We start from the raw sequence: 17,434 nt of genomic DNA on the forward strand, positions 1-17,434 counted from the left end.
GATGTACACAAATGAACTTGGGCATTTTGCACTCATTCTGGCTTTCGCTATTGCGATTGGACAAGTGGGTGTTGGTGTAATGATTTGGCGCGGCGCAACAAATAGCGGTGTCGCATTCATGCGCAACGCCGCCGTTGTGCAATTCGCGCTTGTCGCGGCATCTTTTGCGGCTTTGGTATTCGCCTTCGCGACTTCCGATTTTTCGGTTTTGTTGGTCTATGAGCATTCCCACTCGCAACAACCCTTGCTCTATAAAATCACGAGCACGTGGGGAAATCACGAAGGCTCGTTGCTGCTTTGGGTATTTATTCTCACGATGTTTGGTGCAGCCGTAGCGTTGTTTGGCGGGCGATTGCCGCGCAAATTGCATGTGCTTGTATTAACAAATCAGGGATTGCTTGGTGCCGCGTTTATTGGCTTCACGATTTTTACATCAAACCCCTTTGAGCGGATACTTAATGCGCCGATTGAAGGGCGTGATCTCAACCCAATTCTGCAAGATTTTGGCTTGGCACTCCACCCGCCACTTTTGTATATCGGTTATGTCGGGTTTTCGGTTTGCTTCTCCTTTGCGATGGCCGCTTTGATTTCAGGCAAAATCGATTCTGCATGGGCGCGCTGGGTGCGCCCGTGGACAATGGCGAGCTGGATATTCCTCACCCTTGGCATCACTATGGGCTCTTACTGGGCTTATTATGAGCTTGGCTGGGGCGGTTGGTGGTTCTGGGATCCAGTTGAAAACGCATCGTTTATGCCTTGGCTTGCCGGTACGGCCTTACTACATTCGGCAATGGTTATGGAAAAGCGAAATGCGCTGAAAATCTGGACCGTATTGCTGGCCATTCTAACTTTCTCATTGTCGTTGCTCGGTGCCTTCTTGGTGCGCTCAGGCATTTTGACCTCGGTGCACTCATTTGCATCCGACCCCGTGCGCGGATTGGCCATTCTTGGTATCCTAGTCTTTTTCATCTGCGGTGCATTCATCCTGTTTGCTTTGCGCGGACCCAGTTTGCGGGCAGGGGGACTTTTTGCTCCGATCAGCCGTGAATCTGCCCTTGTGGTCAATAACTTGTTTCTCGCCACCGCTACGGCAGCTGTGTTGGTCGGAACGCTCTATCCGCTTGTTCTGGATGCGATTACTGGCATCAAGATCTCCGTTGGCGGGCCGTTTTTTAATCTCACATTCGGCTCTATCATGGTCCCGCTCTTGATGATAATTCCGTTCGGGCCGTTCTTGTCGTGGAAACGCGCAGATTTACTTGCCGTACTGCGCCGCTTGTTCGTCGTTGTCGTTGTGGCTGTTGTTATAACTGTTATTTTCACCGCCTTTATGTGGCAGGAGGCAAATCTATTGCCGCTTGGCTTCTTGCTGGCATTTTGGGTGATGGTTGGCGCCATTGCGGATTTAGTAGAACGCACCAAATTGTTCCGGATTGCCCCGTCAAAAAGTTTGCAGCGATTGATCGGTTTGCCCAAATCTGTTTGGTCCACAGCTGGAGCGCATTTTGGTGTCGGCGTTTTGGTACTAGGGATCGTCGTTGTCTCAGGCTTTGAAACCGAATTGATCACCACCATGCGGCCGGGTGAACAAGCGCAACTTTCAGGATACACCATCCAATATGAAGGCGAGCAGTTGCTCCAAGGGCCAAATTATATCACCGAACACGCGAGTTTTACAGTGTTCAAAGACGGCAACGCCGTACGTGAACTGGTTTCAGAAAAACGCAATTATACCGCACGCCGTGTACCAACCACGGAAGCCGGCATTGAGACGTTTGGCCTTTCCCAATTATATGTGTCTCTGGGCGATAAGAGCGAAGACGGCGCGCGCGTCGTCAGGGTTTGGTATAAGCCGATGATCACTTTGATATGGTTTGGCGCTTTGATCATGGCAATGGCGGGTGCTTACTCTCTTTCAGACAGACGGATGCGAATAGCAGCACCGAAGAAACGGGCCAAGGGCCAATTGGTTGGTGAACCAACATGATGAGATTTCTGGTGATCCTTACGCTGTTTCTAGCTTTGCTCACGCCCGCATTTGCCGTCAACCCGGATGAAATCTTGGATGATCCGGTTTTGGAGCAGCGCGCGCGATCCATTTCCACTGGTTTGCGCTGCCTTGTGTGTCAAAATCAGTCCATCGACGAAAGTGAAGCGGACCTTGCAAGGGACTTGCGCATTGTGGTGCGTGAGCGTTTGGTAGCGGGCGACACAGACGAAGAAGTGCTCGAATTTGTTGTCTCGCGCTTTGGCGAATTTGTGCTGCTCAAACCCACGTTTGCTGGCCACAATTTACTGCTGTGGTTCGCGGCACCTATCTTATTTGTGATTGGCGCGTTAGCGTTATTGTCTGTTCTAAGAAATAGACAGGCAAAGCCATCTAACCTTTCGGCAGAAGAAGAGGCAACGTTGGCGCTGCTATTACACCCGGAAAGTGAGAATGATGGCAACGGAGAAAAACACCAAGGTTGAGTTTGACGGTGCATTAGGAGAACGCTTGGCTGCCGCATTGAGTTGGCCCAATGGCAAAACCCGCGGCTTCGCCATTTTCGCGCACTGTTTTTCGTGCTCAAAAGACTTCGTTGCTAGTCGGCGGATTGCCAACGCACTAACAGATCATGGGTTTGCAGTTCTGCGGTTTGACTTCACCGGCCTTGGACGCTCCGGCGGCGACTTTTCGGACACCAATTTCTCCACCAACACTCAAGACTTAATCGCAGCAGCAAACTGGCTGAGTGAGAACTATGATGCGCCATCGCTTCTGGTTGGTCATTCGCTGGGCGGTGCCGCAGTTCTTGCCGCCGCGCCGGAAATCCCTTCTCTCAAAGCCGTAGCAACCATTGCCGCTCCCGCAGATGCAGAACATATCTTAAATCAATTTACGTGTTCTGTTGATGATATTGAAGCGAACGGCGAGGGGCAGGTTGATCTGGGTGGGCGCCCCTTCACCATCAAAAAGCAATTCTTGGATGATGTGCGTGCCTTTGACTTGCCTGCACAGATCGCAAAATTCCGCGGCGCATTGCTTGTTTTGCATAGCCCTGTCGACAATTCGGTTGGTATTGAAAATGCAGAGCGTATTTTTAAAGCAGCCAAGCACCCCAAGAGTTTCATTTCGCTTGACGATGCGGACCATCTGCTCACCAAACTTGAACACGCATCTTATGCAGCTGAAGTGATCAGTGCGTGGGCAGATCGCTATATTCCGGCTCAAGCGCAAAAAACGCAAACTGAAGGCAACGTGGTGGCCGCCGAAAGTGGCGAAGGAAAATACCACCTGCATGTGGACGCTTCCGGCCATCAGCTAACGATCGACGAGCCGCTCTCCGCAGGCGGCACTGATCGTGGCCCAACGCCATACGATTTGCTGGCAGCAGCTCTTGGTGGTTGCACCACCTTGACTTTGCGCATGTATGCTGACCGCAAAAAATGGTCCGTCACCCACATTCAGACGCGCGTAGAACATGCCAAGCATCACGCCGATGATTGTGCTGTATGTGGAGAAGGCCACGAGGGGCGCATCGATGTATTTACCCGCCACATTACGATTGAAGGCGACTTGGACACGGAACAGCGTCGGCGGATGCTCGAAATCGCTGATAAATGCCCGGTGCATAAAACGCTCGAAAAGAGCTCGGCGATTGTCACCAGTTTGGTTGAATAGCGGCAAGGTCCTGACGCCGGATTGCGCGAATCTCGCTGTCAGTCTATCAAAACCAAATGGTAAACTTCATCTCTGCGTTTGTCCCATCTGGTCTTGATGGTTGGCTGGCACTTATCTTGATCATTTCAAGCTTTTTCACTTCCGGCATAACGGCTGCGCTCAGTCTTGGCGGCGGCATAACGCTGATTGCCATTCTCACCTTCTTTTTGCCAGCCGCCATTGCCGTGCCTATGCATGGCGTCGTTCAGTTTGGTTCAAACTCCGGGCGCGCCTACCTGCGGCGTAAAGACATACAATGGCAATACGCGATTTGGTTTGCCTTGGGTGGAATTCCAGGTGCGATCCTGGGCGGTCAGATTGCAGTCTGGATGCCTAATCGTTTGTTCACCTTGCTGATCGCGGCGTTTCTTTTGTATTCTGTTTGGGGGCCCAAACCTTCCTCACGCAATCGCCAACCTATTGCATTGTTTGGATTTGGCGCGTTTGCCGCCTTCATCTCAATGATTATTGGTGTTAGCGGACCCATCGTTTCTGGCTTGCTGAAATTCATTGACGACCGAAAGCAATTCGTGGCGACCCATGCCGTTTTGATGACGTTTCAAAACACGGCAAAAATCCTAGTCTTTATCTTTTTGGGCTTTGCTTTTTATGATTATGCGGCACTTCTTTTTGCCATGGTCGTTGCGGGATTCGCGGGCACTTGGGTTGGTGGCAAACTACTTGACCGGCTGCCCGAAAAAGCCTTCCGAAAAGCCTTCAAAATTGCCATGACGGCTATTGCACTGATCTTGATTTATCGTTCCTTCTAAAAACCTCAATCAAGACACAGTTTAGCCTTCAACATTACGAAAGTTTAATGTTCCTTTCATGGTACAGAAAGGCGCGATATTGCACATTCAAGGCTGTTCGACTGGGAAATGCATCATCGAGGAGAAGCCTTCATGCAGCTCATAAAATTGTCTAAAACGAAACGCTTTACAGCCATCGCGGCTGCTGCGTTGATTTCAACAACGGCCCTTGTGGGTGTAGCCGCTACCTCAATCCCGGCAAGTGCGCAAATTGCTGTGCAAACCGCCGCGCCATTCAGCTTTGCGGATTTGGTTGAGGCCGTGCGTCCAGCCGTTGTTTCTATTCGGGTGAAAACCAAAATTGTTGAAACGCGCGGGCCCCAGTTCAGCGAGCGGTTTGAAATGCCGGACTTGCCTGAAGGGCATCCGCTTGAGGATTTTTTCAAGCAGTTTGAAGACCAATTTGGTCAGCGCGGCAATCCAAACGACAACCGCAAGAAGCGCCCACGTTTTGGTCAATCTATGGGCTCTGGCTTTATTATTTCAGCCGATGGGTTTGTTGTGACCAACAATCATGTGGTTGCAGACGCCGCAGAAGTTGTGGTGATCATGGACGATGGTGCGGAAATGAACGCCAAAATCATCGGCACAGACCCCAGAACGGATTTGGCTCTGCTCAAAATTGAAGCCGTTGCGGACTTGGAATTTGTTGAATTTTCCGACGCAGAAGCCCGCGTGGGTGACTGGGTTGTAGCAATTGGTAATCCATTTGGACTTGGCGGCACCGTAACAGCGGGCATCGTGTCGGCTCGCGGCCGAGACATTAATGCCAACGCGTACGATGATTTTATTCAAATTGATGCTGCCGTGAACCGCGGCAATTCGGGTGGGCCAGCATTTGACACAACCGGCAAAGTGGTCGGGGTCAACACCGCAATCTTTTCGCCCAGCGGCGGCAATGTCGGTATCGCGTTTGCCATTCCCGCTTCTGTCGTTAAACAAGTTGTGTTCGACCTGATGGACGATGGTAATGTCACGCGTGGATATTTGGGCGTATCGATCCAAGATGTCAGCGACGACATTGCGGCGAGCGTTGGATTGGACAAGGCATCAGGCGCTTTGGTTACAGAACCACGCCCAGATTCACCGGCGCAAAAAGCGGGCATTCAATCTGGTGACATTATTCTGAGTGTGAACGGCGACGATATTGATGATGCACGAGATTTGGCAAGGATCATTGGTCAGTTTAGTCCTGAAACTGATGTCGAAGTAACATTGTGGCGCGACAATAAGCGCATGAAAATTAATGTGGTACTTGCAACGCTCACAGACGAACAAGCATTGGTGGAACCCGAAGAAGAAGTTGCGCCCGTTGATCCGATGGAGCCGCAAGAAACAGCAACCGGCCTTGTGTTGTTGCCAAATGAGGACGGCGATGGTTTGGTGATTGTCAATATTATGGAGGACAGCTCAGCCGTGGAAAAAGGCTTTGCACCAGGCGATGTGATCTTGCAAGCTAACTCAATGGCAGTGAATTCAGTCGCTGATTTTGAAAAAGCCGTTGCCGATGTCAAAGCGGCTGGCCGCAGCACAATATTGATCAAAGCATCCCGCGACGGCAATTCCCGTTTTGTTGGCTTGCCTCTGGAATAAACCACTTAAGCTGGTCGCCCTTTTGGGGCGGCCAGCAATTGTACAAACCAAGCGTTAAGGGTAGTTTGGCCGATATGAAGATTCTTTTGATTGAAGATGATCGCGAAGCGGCCAACTACCTCATGCAGGCCATGGACGAGGCCGGGCATGTTACCCATCACGCTGCCGATGGGGAAACGGGTTACGCCATGGCGAGTTCCATGGACTACGACATCCTGATCGTCGACCGCATGTTGCCCCGCCGCGATGGCCTATCCATAATCGAATCCCTGCGCGCTGAGAATGACGATACGCCCGCGCTTATTCTGTCGGCGTTGGGTGAAGTCGACGACCGCGTGACGGGCTTGCGCGCTGGCGGCGATGACTATCTCACCAAGCCCTATGCTTTTTCCGAACTTCTTGCCCGCGTTGAGGTTCTGGCGCGACGGTCTTCGCCCGCAGAAGCCTCAACCGCCTATCAAGTGGGCGATCTGTGCCTTGATCGTTTATCGCGTGCTGTGGAACGCGAAGGTGAAAAAATCACGCTACAACCACGAGAGTTTCGCCTGCTGGAATATTTGATGAAGCATGCCGGGCAAGTTGTCACCCGCACCATGCTGTTGGAAAATGTATGGGATTATCATTTCGATCCGCAAACCAATGTGATCGACGTGCACATGTCGCGCTTGCGCACAAAAATTGATAAAGGGCGAAAGACCCAGGTGCTGCACACTATTCGCGGTGCTGGATATATGATTCGTGCATAGCTTCTGGCAACTTTGGCGGACCACAACTTTCAGGCTAACAGCGTTGCTGGTCGCCATGTTTGTGGTTTTTGCCATCGCCATTTTGGGCTATATTGCCTACCAAACTTCGATCATGATCCAACGGCAACAACTGCAAGCCATCGACACTGAAATTGAGCAGCTTAACCGCCAATATCAACGGCTCGGCACACGCGGTTTGGTCGTTGCGTTGCAACGCAGTGCGACCCGACCCGGACCCGGCATTTATTATGTATCTGATCCGGCGGGCCAAGCCATCGCTGGCAATGTTCAATCCATTCCCATTTATGTCCTAGAGAACCCGGGCACCCATACTTTCAACTATGACCGCGGCGAAGGTTTTAACGAGGATGATCCGCGGACAAATGGTGTCGCATTGGTCAAAAGTTTTCTTTTGCCAAGCGGATTTCGTCTTGTCGTTGGACGGGACATCGTTGAGCGACGTAGCTATGCCGCTGTTATCTTTCAAGCCTTCGGCTGGGGCGTTCTGTGGATCATTATTCTGTCCGTTATTGTCGGGGTCATCTCAGCGCGTTCAGTATTAAGGCGGGTTGATGCTGTTTCTGACACGGCCCGCAAAATCATGTCTGGGTCGATGTCTGAGCGCATTCCCGTGACCAAGCGTAATGACGAATTTGACGGTTTGGCCACCAATTTGAATGCGATGCTTGAGCGGATCGAGCAACTTATGCAAGGGCTCAAAGAAGTCACTGACAATGTGGCACATGATTTGAAAACGCCGCTAACACGATTACGCAACAAGGTGGAAGGCGCTCTTAAAGACGGCACGAAGCCAGAACGACAGCGCGAAGCTTTGGAAACCACAATTGAAGAATGCGATCAGCTCATTCGCACATTCAACGCACTTTTGTTGATAGCGCGGGTTGAAGCTGGTTCGCCTTCAAGTGCATTTGTTGATATCGACCTCGCGGAGGTGGTTGCTGATATTGTCGAACTATATGAACCCGTTGCCGAAGATTCTGGAATCATCATTTCAACCGAGCTGGCAGCACCGCAAAAATTCTCGGGCAATCGCGAGTTGATCGGGCAGGCGCTGGTCAATCTGGTTGAAAATGCGATCAAATATGCCAAAGGGGCAAAAAACGACCCAGCCATAACCATTTCGCTACGCACCGAAAACGCCACCACGATCATTGAGGTTGCTGACAATGGAGCTGGGATTCCGGTGGAGGACCGGACGCGCGTTCTTGAGCGTTTTGTACGGTTGGAAAAAAGTCGGTCTGAACCAGGCTCTGGGTTGGGACTTAGCCTTGTCGCCGCCGTCGCGCGGCTGCATAAAGGAGAAATAGAAATTCTCGATAACGGGCCGGGCGCATTGATCCGGCTGAGTTTGCCAACACAACGCTAAGGCCCGCGAACATGACATCACTTGCCAGCCACTTGCAAACGTTCAAGAAGCAATTTGGTGATGGTGATGCATTTGGCGACATTTTGGCAGGCGCCAAGACGCCTCTTAAAAATCTGAAATCTTGTCAGTCCAGTTTACAAACCGTTTTTAGTGCTGCGCCGTTTTTGCGCGACTGTGCAAGCGCAAACCTTGAGTGGTTTGACGCGGCGCTGGCAAAACCAGCTTCAGATACAGTTGCCGATATTTTGGCTGAAACTGCGGGGGTCGCAGCGCACAACTTCGACGAAAAAGGTTTGCGGGCATGGTTGCGTAAGCTAAAGTCGCGCATCGCGTTAATTGCGGCTGTCTCAGAGGTTTCGGGCGCAACATCGGCCAAAGACACAACAGAATGGTTGGCGCTATTTGCCGACAATTGCCTGGACGCGGCGCTTGATTTTTTGGTCACAGAGCGTTTTGAGGCGCAAGGGGTTGCCATTGATCCTAAACGTCGCCCGGCACGCCAGAGCGGGTTGACCATTCTTGCTTTGGGAAAGCATGGCGGGTTGGAGCTTAATTACTCTTCAGACATCGACATCGTTGCTTTTTATGAGCTGTCTCGGTCGCCGATTGCCGACAATCCGCGTGTAGGGCGCATCTATGAGAAAATAGTTCGTGACCTAGCGGCCATTATGCAAGAGCGCGACGAAACCGGCTATGTGTTCCGAACAGATTTGCGACTTCGTCCTGATCCCGGATCCACACCGGTCGCGATCTCGACTGGCGCTGCGTTGGCGTATTACGAATCTCGAGGTCAGAACTGGGAGCGGGCAGCGTGGATCAAGGCGCGTCCATGTGCTGGAGATGTTGTGGCCGGCGAACAGTTCCTCAACGAACTTGCGCCGTTTATCTGGCGTAAACACCTGGATTTTGCCACTATTGGCGACATCAAATCCATCAAACGTCAGATCAATACGGCTAAAAATGTCGCGGGGCGCGCGGTGCTTGGCCATAATGTCAAATTGGGCAGTGGTGGTATCAGGGAAATTGAATTTTTTGCGCAAGTGCAGCAATTAATTGCTGGGGGCAGAGACCCGCTGTTGCGCACGCGTTCAACCTCGGACACGCTTAACGCACTCGCCGCAACAAACTGGATTGCCAGTGATGTCGCCCATGGCCTGATTGAACGCTATTGGTTCCTGCGTTCGGTCGAAAACCGCGTGCAAATGATCAATGACGAACAAACTCATTCATTGCCCGACAATGATGATCAACTGGCCTCGATTGTCGCCCTTTTGCCCTTTGATGACGTGAAGGCCTTCAAAGACGCCTATCGCGAATGCTTGGACGCCGTGGTGGACCATTATGGCGAATTGTTCAGTGATGATGAGGTTGATGACGATTTGGGTGGCTTGGTGTTTATCGGCAGCGATGATGACCCGGCAACATGGACAAAACTATCCCAAATTGGCTTCAAAGACCCTTCAAAAGTAATTGAAACCATCAAACGCTGGCATTATGGCGGTTACGCCGCGACGCGAGCGGACAAAGCACGGCAAACATTGTCCGCCCTTAATCCCAGCCTGCTTCGTAACATCTCAAATGCCAGCAATGCGGATGAAGCTTTGCGCCAATTTGACTTTTTCATTTCCAAACTCCCAGCGGGCGTACAGCTGTTCGCATTGCTGCAAAATAACCATCGCCTGCAAAACGTGCTGATCGATTTTATGGCTGCCGCGCCGCGCATGACTGACGCCATTTTGCGGCGGGTGCACATTGTTGACGGGTTGATAGACCCGGCATTTTACGATGAGGTGCCAACTGCCAAAACCATCGACACCAAGGCACAAGATTTTCTGGGCGAGGCGCGGTCCTATGAGGATTTGATTGATCGGGCGCGCATATTCGGGCAAGAGCAGATTTTCCTGATTAGCGCAGGGTTGATCGCGGGTACATTGGCCCCTGGTGCGGCGGCAGCGCAATATAGCGCATTGGCCGAGATACTCCTTAATTGGGTTTTTGAAGCGGTGCGTCAGGAATTCGAAATAAAATATGGCAAGGTGGAGGGCGCACAAGTCGCTCTGCTTGCATTTGGCAAATTGGCCAGCCGTGAAATGAACGCCCAGTCAGACCTGGATTTTATTTTGATCTATGATCTTTCTGCTGGCAGTGAACTATCAACCGGGCCAAAGCAGCTTGATAGCTCTCACTATTTCATTCGACTAACCCAGCGGTTGGTCGCTGCAATTTCAGCACCCACCGCCGAAGGGGTGCTTTATGAAACCGACATGCGCTTGCGACCGTCAGGCAATGCAGGGCCTTTGGCAACCAGTTTGAGAGGATTTGAGCGCTATCAGCACGAAGACGCTTGGACGTGGGAACATATGGCCCTCTCGCGTGCGCGGGTGGTCTTTGCAGATGGTCGTTTGGGGGAACGAATTTCGGACGTTATTGCAGATGTTTTGGCGGCACCAAAAGATCATTCTAAAATCGTTGAAAATGTATTGGATATGCGCAATAGGCTATTGCGCGAGCGTCCGGCAAAGTCAGCGTGGGACATCAAATTGGCCACCGGTGGCTTGATTGATTTGGAATTCATCGCCCAATTTGGACAACTCGCGTTTGGTGCAGAATTGGCGGTGCCTCAAGCACCACCACTTGAGGTGTTTGCGGCGTTGCAGGCAAAAGGTAAGATTGCAACCGCGGAACCGCTTGAACAAGCGCATGCGCTCTACAATGTTGTGCTACAACTTACCGCCGCTTGTCAGAACGAGCCTTCAAAAACCGACAAATGGACCGATGGCTTCGTTGAGCTGCTAACGCGCACAACCAACTTCCCAAGCCTGCAACTGCTTGAAGACGAGTTGGCCGACAAGCAAAACGACGTCGCCAAGTTATTTGGTGATTTTATCAAGTAATTGAATCGCTAAGCGGCTTTTTCTAATGTGCTGTCTTCACTCTTGGTGGGCAGCGTGATCGCCACCGTTGTGCCAATGCCTGGATTGCTGTCTATGACCAGCGAGCCGTTGGACAATTCAGCAATCGCCCGCGAGGTGGCGATGCCAAGTCCTAAGCCACTATGCTCTTTGGAAAACGCAGCTTCACCTAAAATGAACGGCTGTGACAACAGCTCAAGCCTCTCCTTGGGCATGCCAATTCCACTGTCGGTCACTTCCAGCACAACGCCGTCGCTACCGCACCAGCAATTGAGCACGATTGATCCCCCATCCTGCGTAAACCGAATGGCGTTGTCCATCAAATTGTCGATCATCCGACGGAGCAGTGCTGGGTCAGCTTCAACATGGCTGTCACATATATTTTGCGCTTCAAGTTTCAGTCCAGCGCGTGTTGCCCGCGCGGTGTGACGCCGTAGGCTTTGCTGCACGAATTTGTACATATCGACGTCTTGGTTGTTCTGTACGGTTTCTCCGCCTTCAAGTTGCGCCAAGTCTAAAATGGCTGCAAAACTTGCAAGCAATGATTCACCCGAACGCTTGATGTCAGCAATATAATTGCCGTATCGCTTGTCACCTAATGGCCCATATGGCTCATGCTGCACCAAATCGGCAAACCCTATAATATGGTTCAATGGGGTGCGCATGTCATGGCTGAGGTGCGCGAGGAAACTGGTTTTTGATCTGCTGGCGGTTTCAGCGGCTAATTTTTCGGCGTGGTATTGTTTTGCGAGCTCACGATATTGTTGCTCGAGCTTTTTCTTCGCGCGGGTTGCTTTGAAATGATCAGTGCAGTCTGTAATGACTGTAACAAAATTGTGGGCTGGGTCCGAAATGTCTTCTATGCGGATCGTTTTGTCGTCTGCGCATTTGGCGATCACCAGCCGGTGATTTTGATTGTCTTTGTGCGCGTCGAACGTAATTGGATTTGTCGCCTCGCTCATGATGTCAGAATATGACGTCCCTTGTTCGGCATTTGTCTTTTCAAGCCCCATTAAGTCTCTATAGGCCCTGTTGCACCAAATGAGTTGGGCATTCGCCCCCCAGTGCGCTAAGCCGTGCGGCATGTGCTCAAGCGTGTCGTGTAGAACGTTGGGTTCTACTGTTTCTTGTGCAATTTCCGATGACAAATGCACGAGACGAAAAAACGCAAATGCGGTCACCGTTGCGCCAAGGCCAATAGCGGCGCGTACAGGTAACTCAAAATCCGAAGAAAAGAAAATCGCCGCTGCGACAACCAACAGGGCGATAAGGGTTTTTGCATTCTCAAATTGGACATCGGGCGAAATCAAAAAGATGGATTTGAAGTTGGAAAAAGTGAACGTGCGCTTTTGCGAAATTGTGGGGTTCGTCGACACTTTCTGTGTCGCTCTAAATCCCTTTGCAGCACCGTCGGATCGCTCCGTCGTCAACATTGTTGCTCTCCAGTATCAATATCTGCCCCGTGCGAGAATATTCGGTCTCGTTGGCTAAGAGATTGAATCAAAAAGGGGACTCTTGTCGAGCCCCCAATTTGCAACTATCCAATGATCTCAAAATTCCTTGAGTCTTTTGAATCACTTAAACAGTGAAAAAACTATCCAGCCAGTGTGCGCTCCAATATGTCCGAACAGTCAGGTGACAATTTAGGGTTGTTCTTGAGCGTTTCAAGCGCAGTTTTTGCCACCTCCCGCCGCGTTGATTCGAATTGTTTGAATGAGCGGAACAGCGTGAGCAGTCGCGCTGCAAGCTGTGGTGTTCGTGTGTCGATGTCGGCAATCAGCTCAGCAACAAACTGAAAACCTGCCCCATCTTTGCGACCAAACTGCAATTGGTTGGCCGCGAAACCGCCAACCAAGGATCGCACACGGTTTGGGTTTTCAATGTTGAATTGTGGATCATCCATCAATGATTTTACCCTGTCGAGCGCACCCTCATCTGGAATGATGGCGTTTAACGTCAACCACTTGTCGAACACCAGCACGCTGTCGCAATAATTGTCGCGGAAGTGCCGCAGCATTTGTGTTGCCTCTGGATGGTTTGAAGCAGCCAATGCACCCAACGCTGCGCTACGATCAGTGATGTTGGTCGCCGCGTGATATTGTGCAACCGCAACTTGGCCGCCTTTGTCGCTGTCAGCCGCCAGCAATAAGCTAAGGCATTGATTTTTTAAGGCGCGTTTGCCCGCTGAACTTGCATCGGGTGAATAAGAGCCATCATCCAGTAAGGATTTGTACGCTTCCGCCAATTCTGGCTCAATCATCAAAGCAATGGCGGACAATGCCGCACGTCGAACGTTGTAGATGCGTTCTGGATCGACATTTGCGCCAATATGCTCCGCCAACACGCTTTGTGAGGGTAGGCTCAATGCCAACGCCTTAAATGCACTGTCAACGTGATCGTCGATCAGGATGGAACGGAACGCTTCAGCAAGTTTACCTAGGATTTGTGGGGTCGGGTCGTCACCACCAACTTTTGCCGCAGGTACCAAAATGTCGAGTGCAACATTTTGCAGGCTGTCCCAACGGTTAAACGGGTCATTGTCTAGTCTGGAGAGTTTGAGTTTATCCTCTAGCGTTAAATCGGAATTCACACTCACCGGCGCGGAAAAATCTCGGAACAGTGATAGAGTTGGTTTGCTTGAAACGCCTTCAAACACCACAGTTTGCGACGCTTGATCCAAAATCATCAAGTCGCCGTCTACATTGGCACCGCTAACGCTTTCCCAACTCAAATCTTCGCCATTGTCTGACACCAAACCAAACCGAATGGGAATGAATTTGGGCTCTTTTGTTGGTTCGCCCGGTGTTGGTTTGTTGATTTGTTCTAATTTGATCGTCAGGCGTTTGTTTTCGCCGTCATATGAGTGAGTGACGTTGACGTCAGGCCGACCTGCAACTGTGTACCACTTTTGCAAATGGCTAAGGTCTTTGCCACTCGCATCTTCAAAACATTTCACAAAGTCTTCAATAATCGCCGCATCGCCATCGTGCCGTTTAAGGTAGATGTCCATGCCTTTGCGGAACGTTTCCACCCCCAAATAGGTTTGGATCATTCGCACAACTGCAGCGCCCTTCACATAAACAGTGGCGGTGTAAAAATTGTTGATCTCTTTAAACTGATTGGGGCGAGGGGGGTGCGCAAGTGGGCCTGAATCTTCTGCATATTGATGGGAGCGCAAATCGCGGGCATCAATGATCCGCTTAACCGCACGGGAACGCTCGTCGCTGGTAAACTCCTCATCACGGAAAACGGTAAGGCCTTCTTTGAGGCACAGCTGAAACCAATCGCGACAAGTAATGCGGTTACCCGTCCAATTGTGGAAATATTCGTGCGCAATAATGGCTTCAACTTTTTCATAGTCATCATCGGTCGCCGTCTGCGGGTCGGCCAATATGCATTTGTCGTTGAATATGTTGAGGCCCTTGTTTTCCATCGCGCCCATATTGAAATCGGAAACCGCGACAATGTTGAAAACGTTCAGGTCATACTCGCACCCGAAGCGTCTCTCATCCCAAACCATAGAGCGCTTTAAGCTGTCCATCGCCCAGTCGCACTGGCCTTCTTTTCCGTGTTCGACATAAATCGCCAAATCAACGGGTTTGCCGGTCATCGTGGTGAAATTGTCTTCAATATGGGCAAGATCACCCGCTACCATGGCAAAAAGATATGATGGTTTCGGGTGTGGGTCGTGCCAAATCGCAAAGTGACGGTTGCCGTCAAGTTCTCCACTTTCAACCGGATTACCGTTTGAAAGGAGCACAGGCGCCAGCGCCTTGTCTGCTTCCATGCGCACGGTGTAAACCGACATCACGTCAGGGCGATCATAAGAATATGTGATCCGGCGGAAACCTTCCGCCTCGCATTGGGTGCACCAAACCCCACTTGATCGATAAAGCCCTTCAAGCGCTTTATTGCTCTCCGGTTTGACCCGTACGGTGGTTTCAAGTTTAAAACTTCTTGGTGGATTGAAAACCTCAAGGTGTTTTTCGCTGATAAAATATTCACCCTCGGCCAGCACCCGACCGTCTATCGCAATTCGCACCAATTCCAAGTGTTCGCCGTGCAATTTCAGTGTGGTGCCGACCAAAACATCGTCTCGCAAGGAAAATGACAAGATTGCTTTGATGTCCATTGCATCTGGTGTGAACACCGCATCAAGTTCGGTTGTCGCAAGCACATAATCGCTTGGTTTATAGTCACTTAGGTAAGTGGTTTTATTATCTTCAGCCATTATCTACTCTTCATTCCCGAGTTGTTTTTGCGCCATTTTGGGCGAGTTTTTATATTTCGACATACTGTGGCAGAACCGCTACAGCCAAATCCGTCCACTGCATCTAATCTGAAAGGCTGGTTGATTCAAACCAGCTTGCCAACCTTTTTGTGTATCAAACATGTTAAATTCTATATTCGCTTGGTTCGAAAAGCATTATTCGCCGACTCATATTGAATCCAATCCACATCCGCCGATGGGGTTGCTCAAATTCTATGGTTACTTTTTAGGCCAGTTTAGAACGCCAGTCATCTTCAAGATTATCATCGTGGCCATCGGCGCGGGCATTGATTCCATGATTCCGGTATTCCTTGGCACAATCGTTGATCTGGTTTCGGGAACAGAGCCGGGAACCTTGTTCAAAGACCAAGGCGCGTTGCTGCTGGCCATGGCCATCACGTTGGCGCTGCGTCCTTCGATTTTTGTACTGGATATCCTAATCCAATATCACACCATCGTGCCATCACTGGTCGGGCGGGTGCGGTGGCAATCCCATTGGCACGTGGTGCGTCAAAGCTGGACTTTTTTCCAAAAAGACTTTGCGGGCCGTATCGCCTCCAAGATATTTGAAACGGGCCCTTCGCTTGAAAATAGCGCCATGGAGGTGATCGACGCGGTCTGGTACATGGTCGTATTTTTTATTGTCGCGACAGGTGTGTTGGCCAACCAGGATATTGTGTTCTTGTTCCCGCTTTTGGGATGGGCCGCCGCGTATCTGATCCTCATGTATTTTTCGCTGCCCGCAATTGCAAAACAGTCCAAGATCAATTCGAACGCGCGGTCAGTTGTTACCGGGCGTATGGTTGATTGTTACGCCAATATCCAAACCCTAAAAACGTTCGCCACCGGCAACTTAGAAGACAAATATGTCGCCGACTCGGTGGAAGAAAACATCAAACAGTTCCGGCTATTGATGCGTGTATTTTCGCGCATGTGGATGAGCCTGTTTGTCATCAACACGATTTTGTTGATCACCACGGGCTATCTGGCTCTGTCGTGGTGGAACAAGGGGCTAATTACCACAGGTCAACTCGCTATGATCGTGCCGTTCGTTTGGCAATTGCTCAATATTTCCGGTTGGATTTTGGAAGTGGCGTCTGGGATTTTCCGTGACATGGGCACGGTACGTGACGGGATGGATACCATTTCAAAACCTCTGACAATGGTTGATGAACCCAACGCGCCAGAACTGAACGTGGCAAGTGCCGCGATCGCCTTTGAAGATGTGAAGTTTAATTATGATGGTGGCAAAGACAAGCGGGTCATCGATCAGTTGAACCTTGATATCAAACCGGGTGAAAAAGTCGGATTGATTGGGCGGTCTGGCGCGGGCAAATCCACAATTGTCAATTTGTTATTGCGTCTGTTCGACGCTGAAAAGGGCGTTATTTCAATTGATGGGCAAAACATCTCGCGGGTAGGGCAAGACAGTTTGCGCCAAGCCATCGGGTTTGTATCGCAGGATACGTCGCTTTTGCACCGTTCAGTTGGCGAGAACATCAGATATGGCAAACCCGATGCAACCAACGAGCAAATGATTGAAGCGGCAAAACGCGCCAAAATTCATGATGTGATTCTGGAATTGCAGGATGAAGATGGCAACAAAGCTTACGATGCAAAAGTCGGCGAACGCGGCGTGAAACTGTCCGGCGGTCAACGCCAGCGGATCGCAATTGCCCGGGTTTTGCTCAAAGATGCGCCCATTCTGGTGCTCGATGAAGCAACGTCAGCGCTCGACAGTGAAGTTGAAGCCGCCATCCAGGAGCAACTGACCGAACTTATGGCAAATAAAACCGTGATCGCCATTGCCCACCGCCTATCTACAATCTCCGCCATGGATCGTTTGGTGGTGATGGATGATGGTAAAGTTGTCGAGCAAGGCACGCATGACGAATTGCTGCGACAAGACGGGCACTACGCCCAATTGTGGAAACGACAGTCAGGCGGTTTCGCAGCAGCTGAGTAGTGTACACAAAAATGCTGTTGCCAATCGGCTGACATCATATAAAGTAAG

Annotated in this window: 11 protein-coding genes; 9 read left to right on the top strand and 2 right to left on the bottom strand. The window is 50.7% G+C overall.

The window, feature by feature from the left end; all coding sequences use genetic code 11:
- The first annotated feature begins 1 nt into the window (after position 1).
- From ACJAZW_RS03825 to ACJAZW_RS03860, 8 genes are all read left to right on the top strand, one after another.
- Positions 2–1,987 carry a heme lyase CcmF/NrfE family subunit gene (locus ACJAZW_RS03825; protein WP_415155549.1) on the top strand — a complete coding sequence of 662 codons (1,986 nt, stop codon included), beginning with the start codon at positions 2–4 and terminating at the stop codon, positions 1,985–1,987.
- A complete protein-coding gene (locus ACJAZW_RS03830) occupies positions 1,984–2,472 on the top strand; it encodes a cytochrome c-type biogenesis protein CcmH (protein WP_415155550.1) in 489 nt (162 codons plus the stop codon). Before ACJAZW_RS03825 ends, ACJAZW_RS03830 begins: the two co-directional genes overlap by 4 nt.
- Positions 2,441–3,664 (top strand): alpha/beta fold hydrolase, encoded by a 1,224-nt coding sequence (locus tag ACJAZW_RS03835; RefSeq protein ID WP_415155551.1) that lies wholly within the window; start codon positions 2,441–2,443, stop codon positions 3,662–3,664. The genes ACJAZW_RS03830 and ACJAZW_RS03835 overlap by 32 nt, the downstream gene beginning before the upstream one ends.
- Before the next feature lie 56 nt (positions 3,665–3,720).
- Positions 3,721–4,473, top strand: a complete 753-nt coding sequence (locus ACJAZW_RS03840; protein ID WP_415155552.1) for a sulfite exporter TauE/SafE family protein — start codon at positions 3,721–3,723, stop codon at positions 4,471–4,473.
- A 132-nt stretch (positions 4,474–4,605) separates the two neighbouring features.
- Positions 4,606–6,105, top strand: coding sequence for a Do family serine endopeptidase (locus ACJAZW_RS03845; protein WP_415155553.1), 1,500 nt, complete (start codon positions 4,606–4,608; stop codon positions 6,103–6,105).
- Between the two features lie 74 nt (positions 6,106–6,179).
- Positions 6,180–6,851: a winged helix-turn-helix domain-containing protein gene (locus tag ACJAZW_RS03850; RefSeq protein WP_415155554.1), complete on the top strand. Its 672-nt coding sequence runs from the start codon at positions 6,180–6,182 to the stop codon at positions 6,849–6,851.
- Positions 6,844–8,238 (top strand): ATP-binding protein, encoded by a 1,395-nt coding sequence (locus ACJAZW_RS03855; protein ID WP_415155555.1) that lies wholly within the window; start codon positions 6,844–6,846, stop codon positions 8,236–8,238. Before ACJAZW_RS03850 ends, ACJAZW_RS03855 begins: the two co-directional genes overlap by 8 nt.
- A gap of 11 nt (positions 8,239–8,249) precedes the next feature.
- Positions 8,250–11,132: a bifunctional [glutamine synthetase] adenylyltransferase/[glutamine synthetase]-adenylyl-L-tyrosine phosphorylase gene (locus ACJAZW_RS03860; RefSeq protein WP_415155556.1), complete on the top strand. Its 2,883-nt coding sequence runs from the start codon at positions 8,250–8,252 to the stop codon at positions 11,130–11,132.
- 8 nt (positions 11,133–11,140) lie between these two features.
- On the opposite strand, the gene ACJAZW_RS03865 is transcribed toward ACJAZW_RS03860, so the two are convergent.
- Positions 11,141–12,583 carry an ATP-binding protein gene (locus ACJAZW_RS03865; RefSeq protein ID WP_415155557.1) on the bottom strand — a complete coding sequence of 481 codons (1,443 nt, stop codon included), beginning with the start codon at positions 12,581–12,583 and terminating at the stop codon, positions 11,141–11,143.
- A gap of 161 nt (positions 12,584–12,744) precedes the next feature.
- Complete coding sequence (gene pepN, locus ACJAZW_RS03870; RefSeq protein ID WP_415155595.1) at positions 12,745–15,384, bottom strand: aminopeptidase N; 2,640 nt, start codon at positions 15,382–15,384, stop codon at positions 12,745–12,747.
- Positions 15,385–15,541: 157 nt separating this feature from the next.
- Here pepN and ACJAZW_RS03875 point away from each other — a divergent pair, with 157 nt between their 5' ends.
- Positions 15,542–17,386 carry an ABC transporter ATP-binding protein gene (locus tag ACJAZW_RS03875; protein WP_415155558.1) on the top strand — a complete coding sequence of 615 codons (1,845 nt, stop codon included), beginning with the start codon at positions 15,542–15,544 and terminating at the stop codon, positions 17,384–17,386.
- Positions 17,387–17,434: the final 48 nt, after the last annotated feature.

The sequence above is a fragment of the Maritalea sp. genome, from assembly GCF_047634455.1.
GTDB lineage: Bacteria > Pseudomonadota > Alphaproteobacteria > Rhizobiales > Devosiaceae > Maritalea.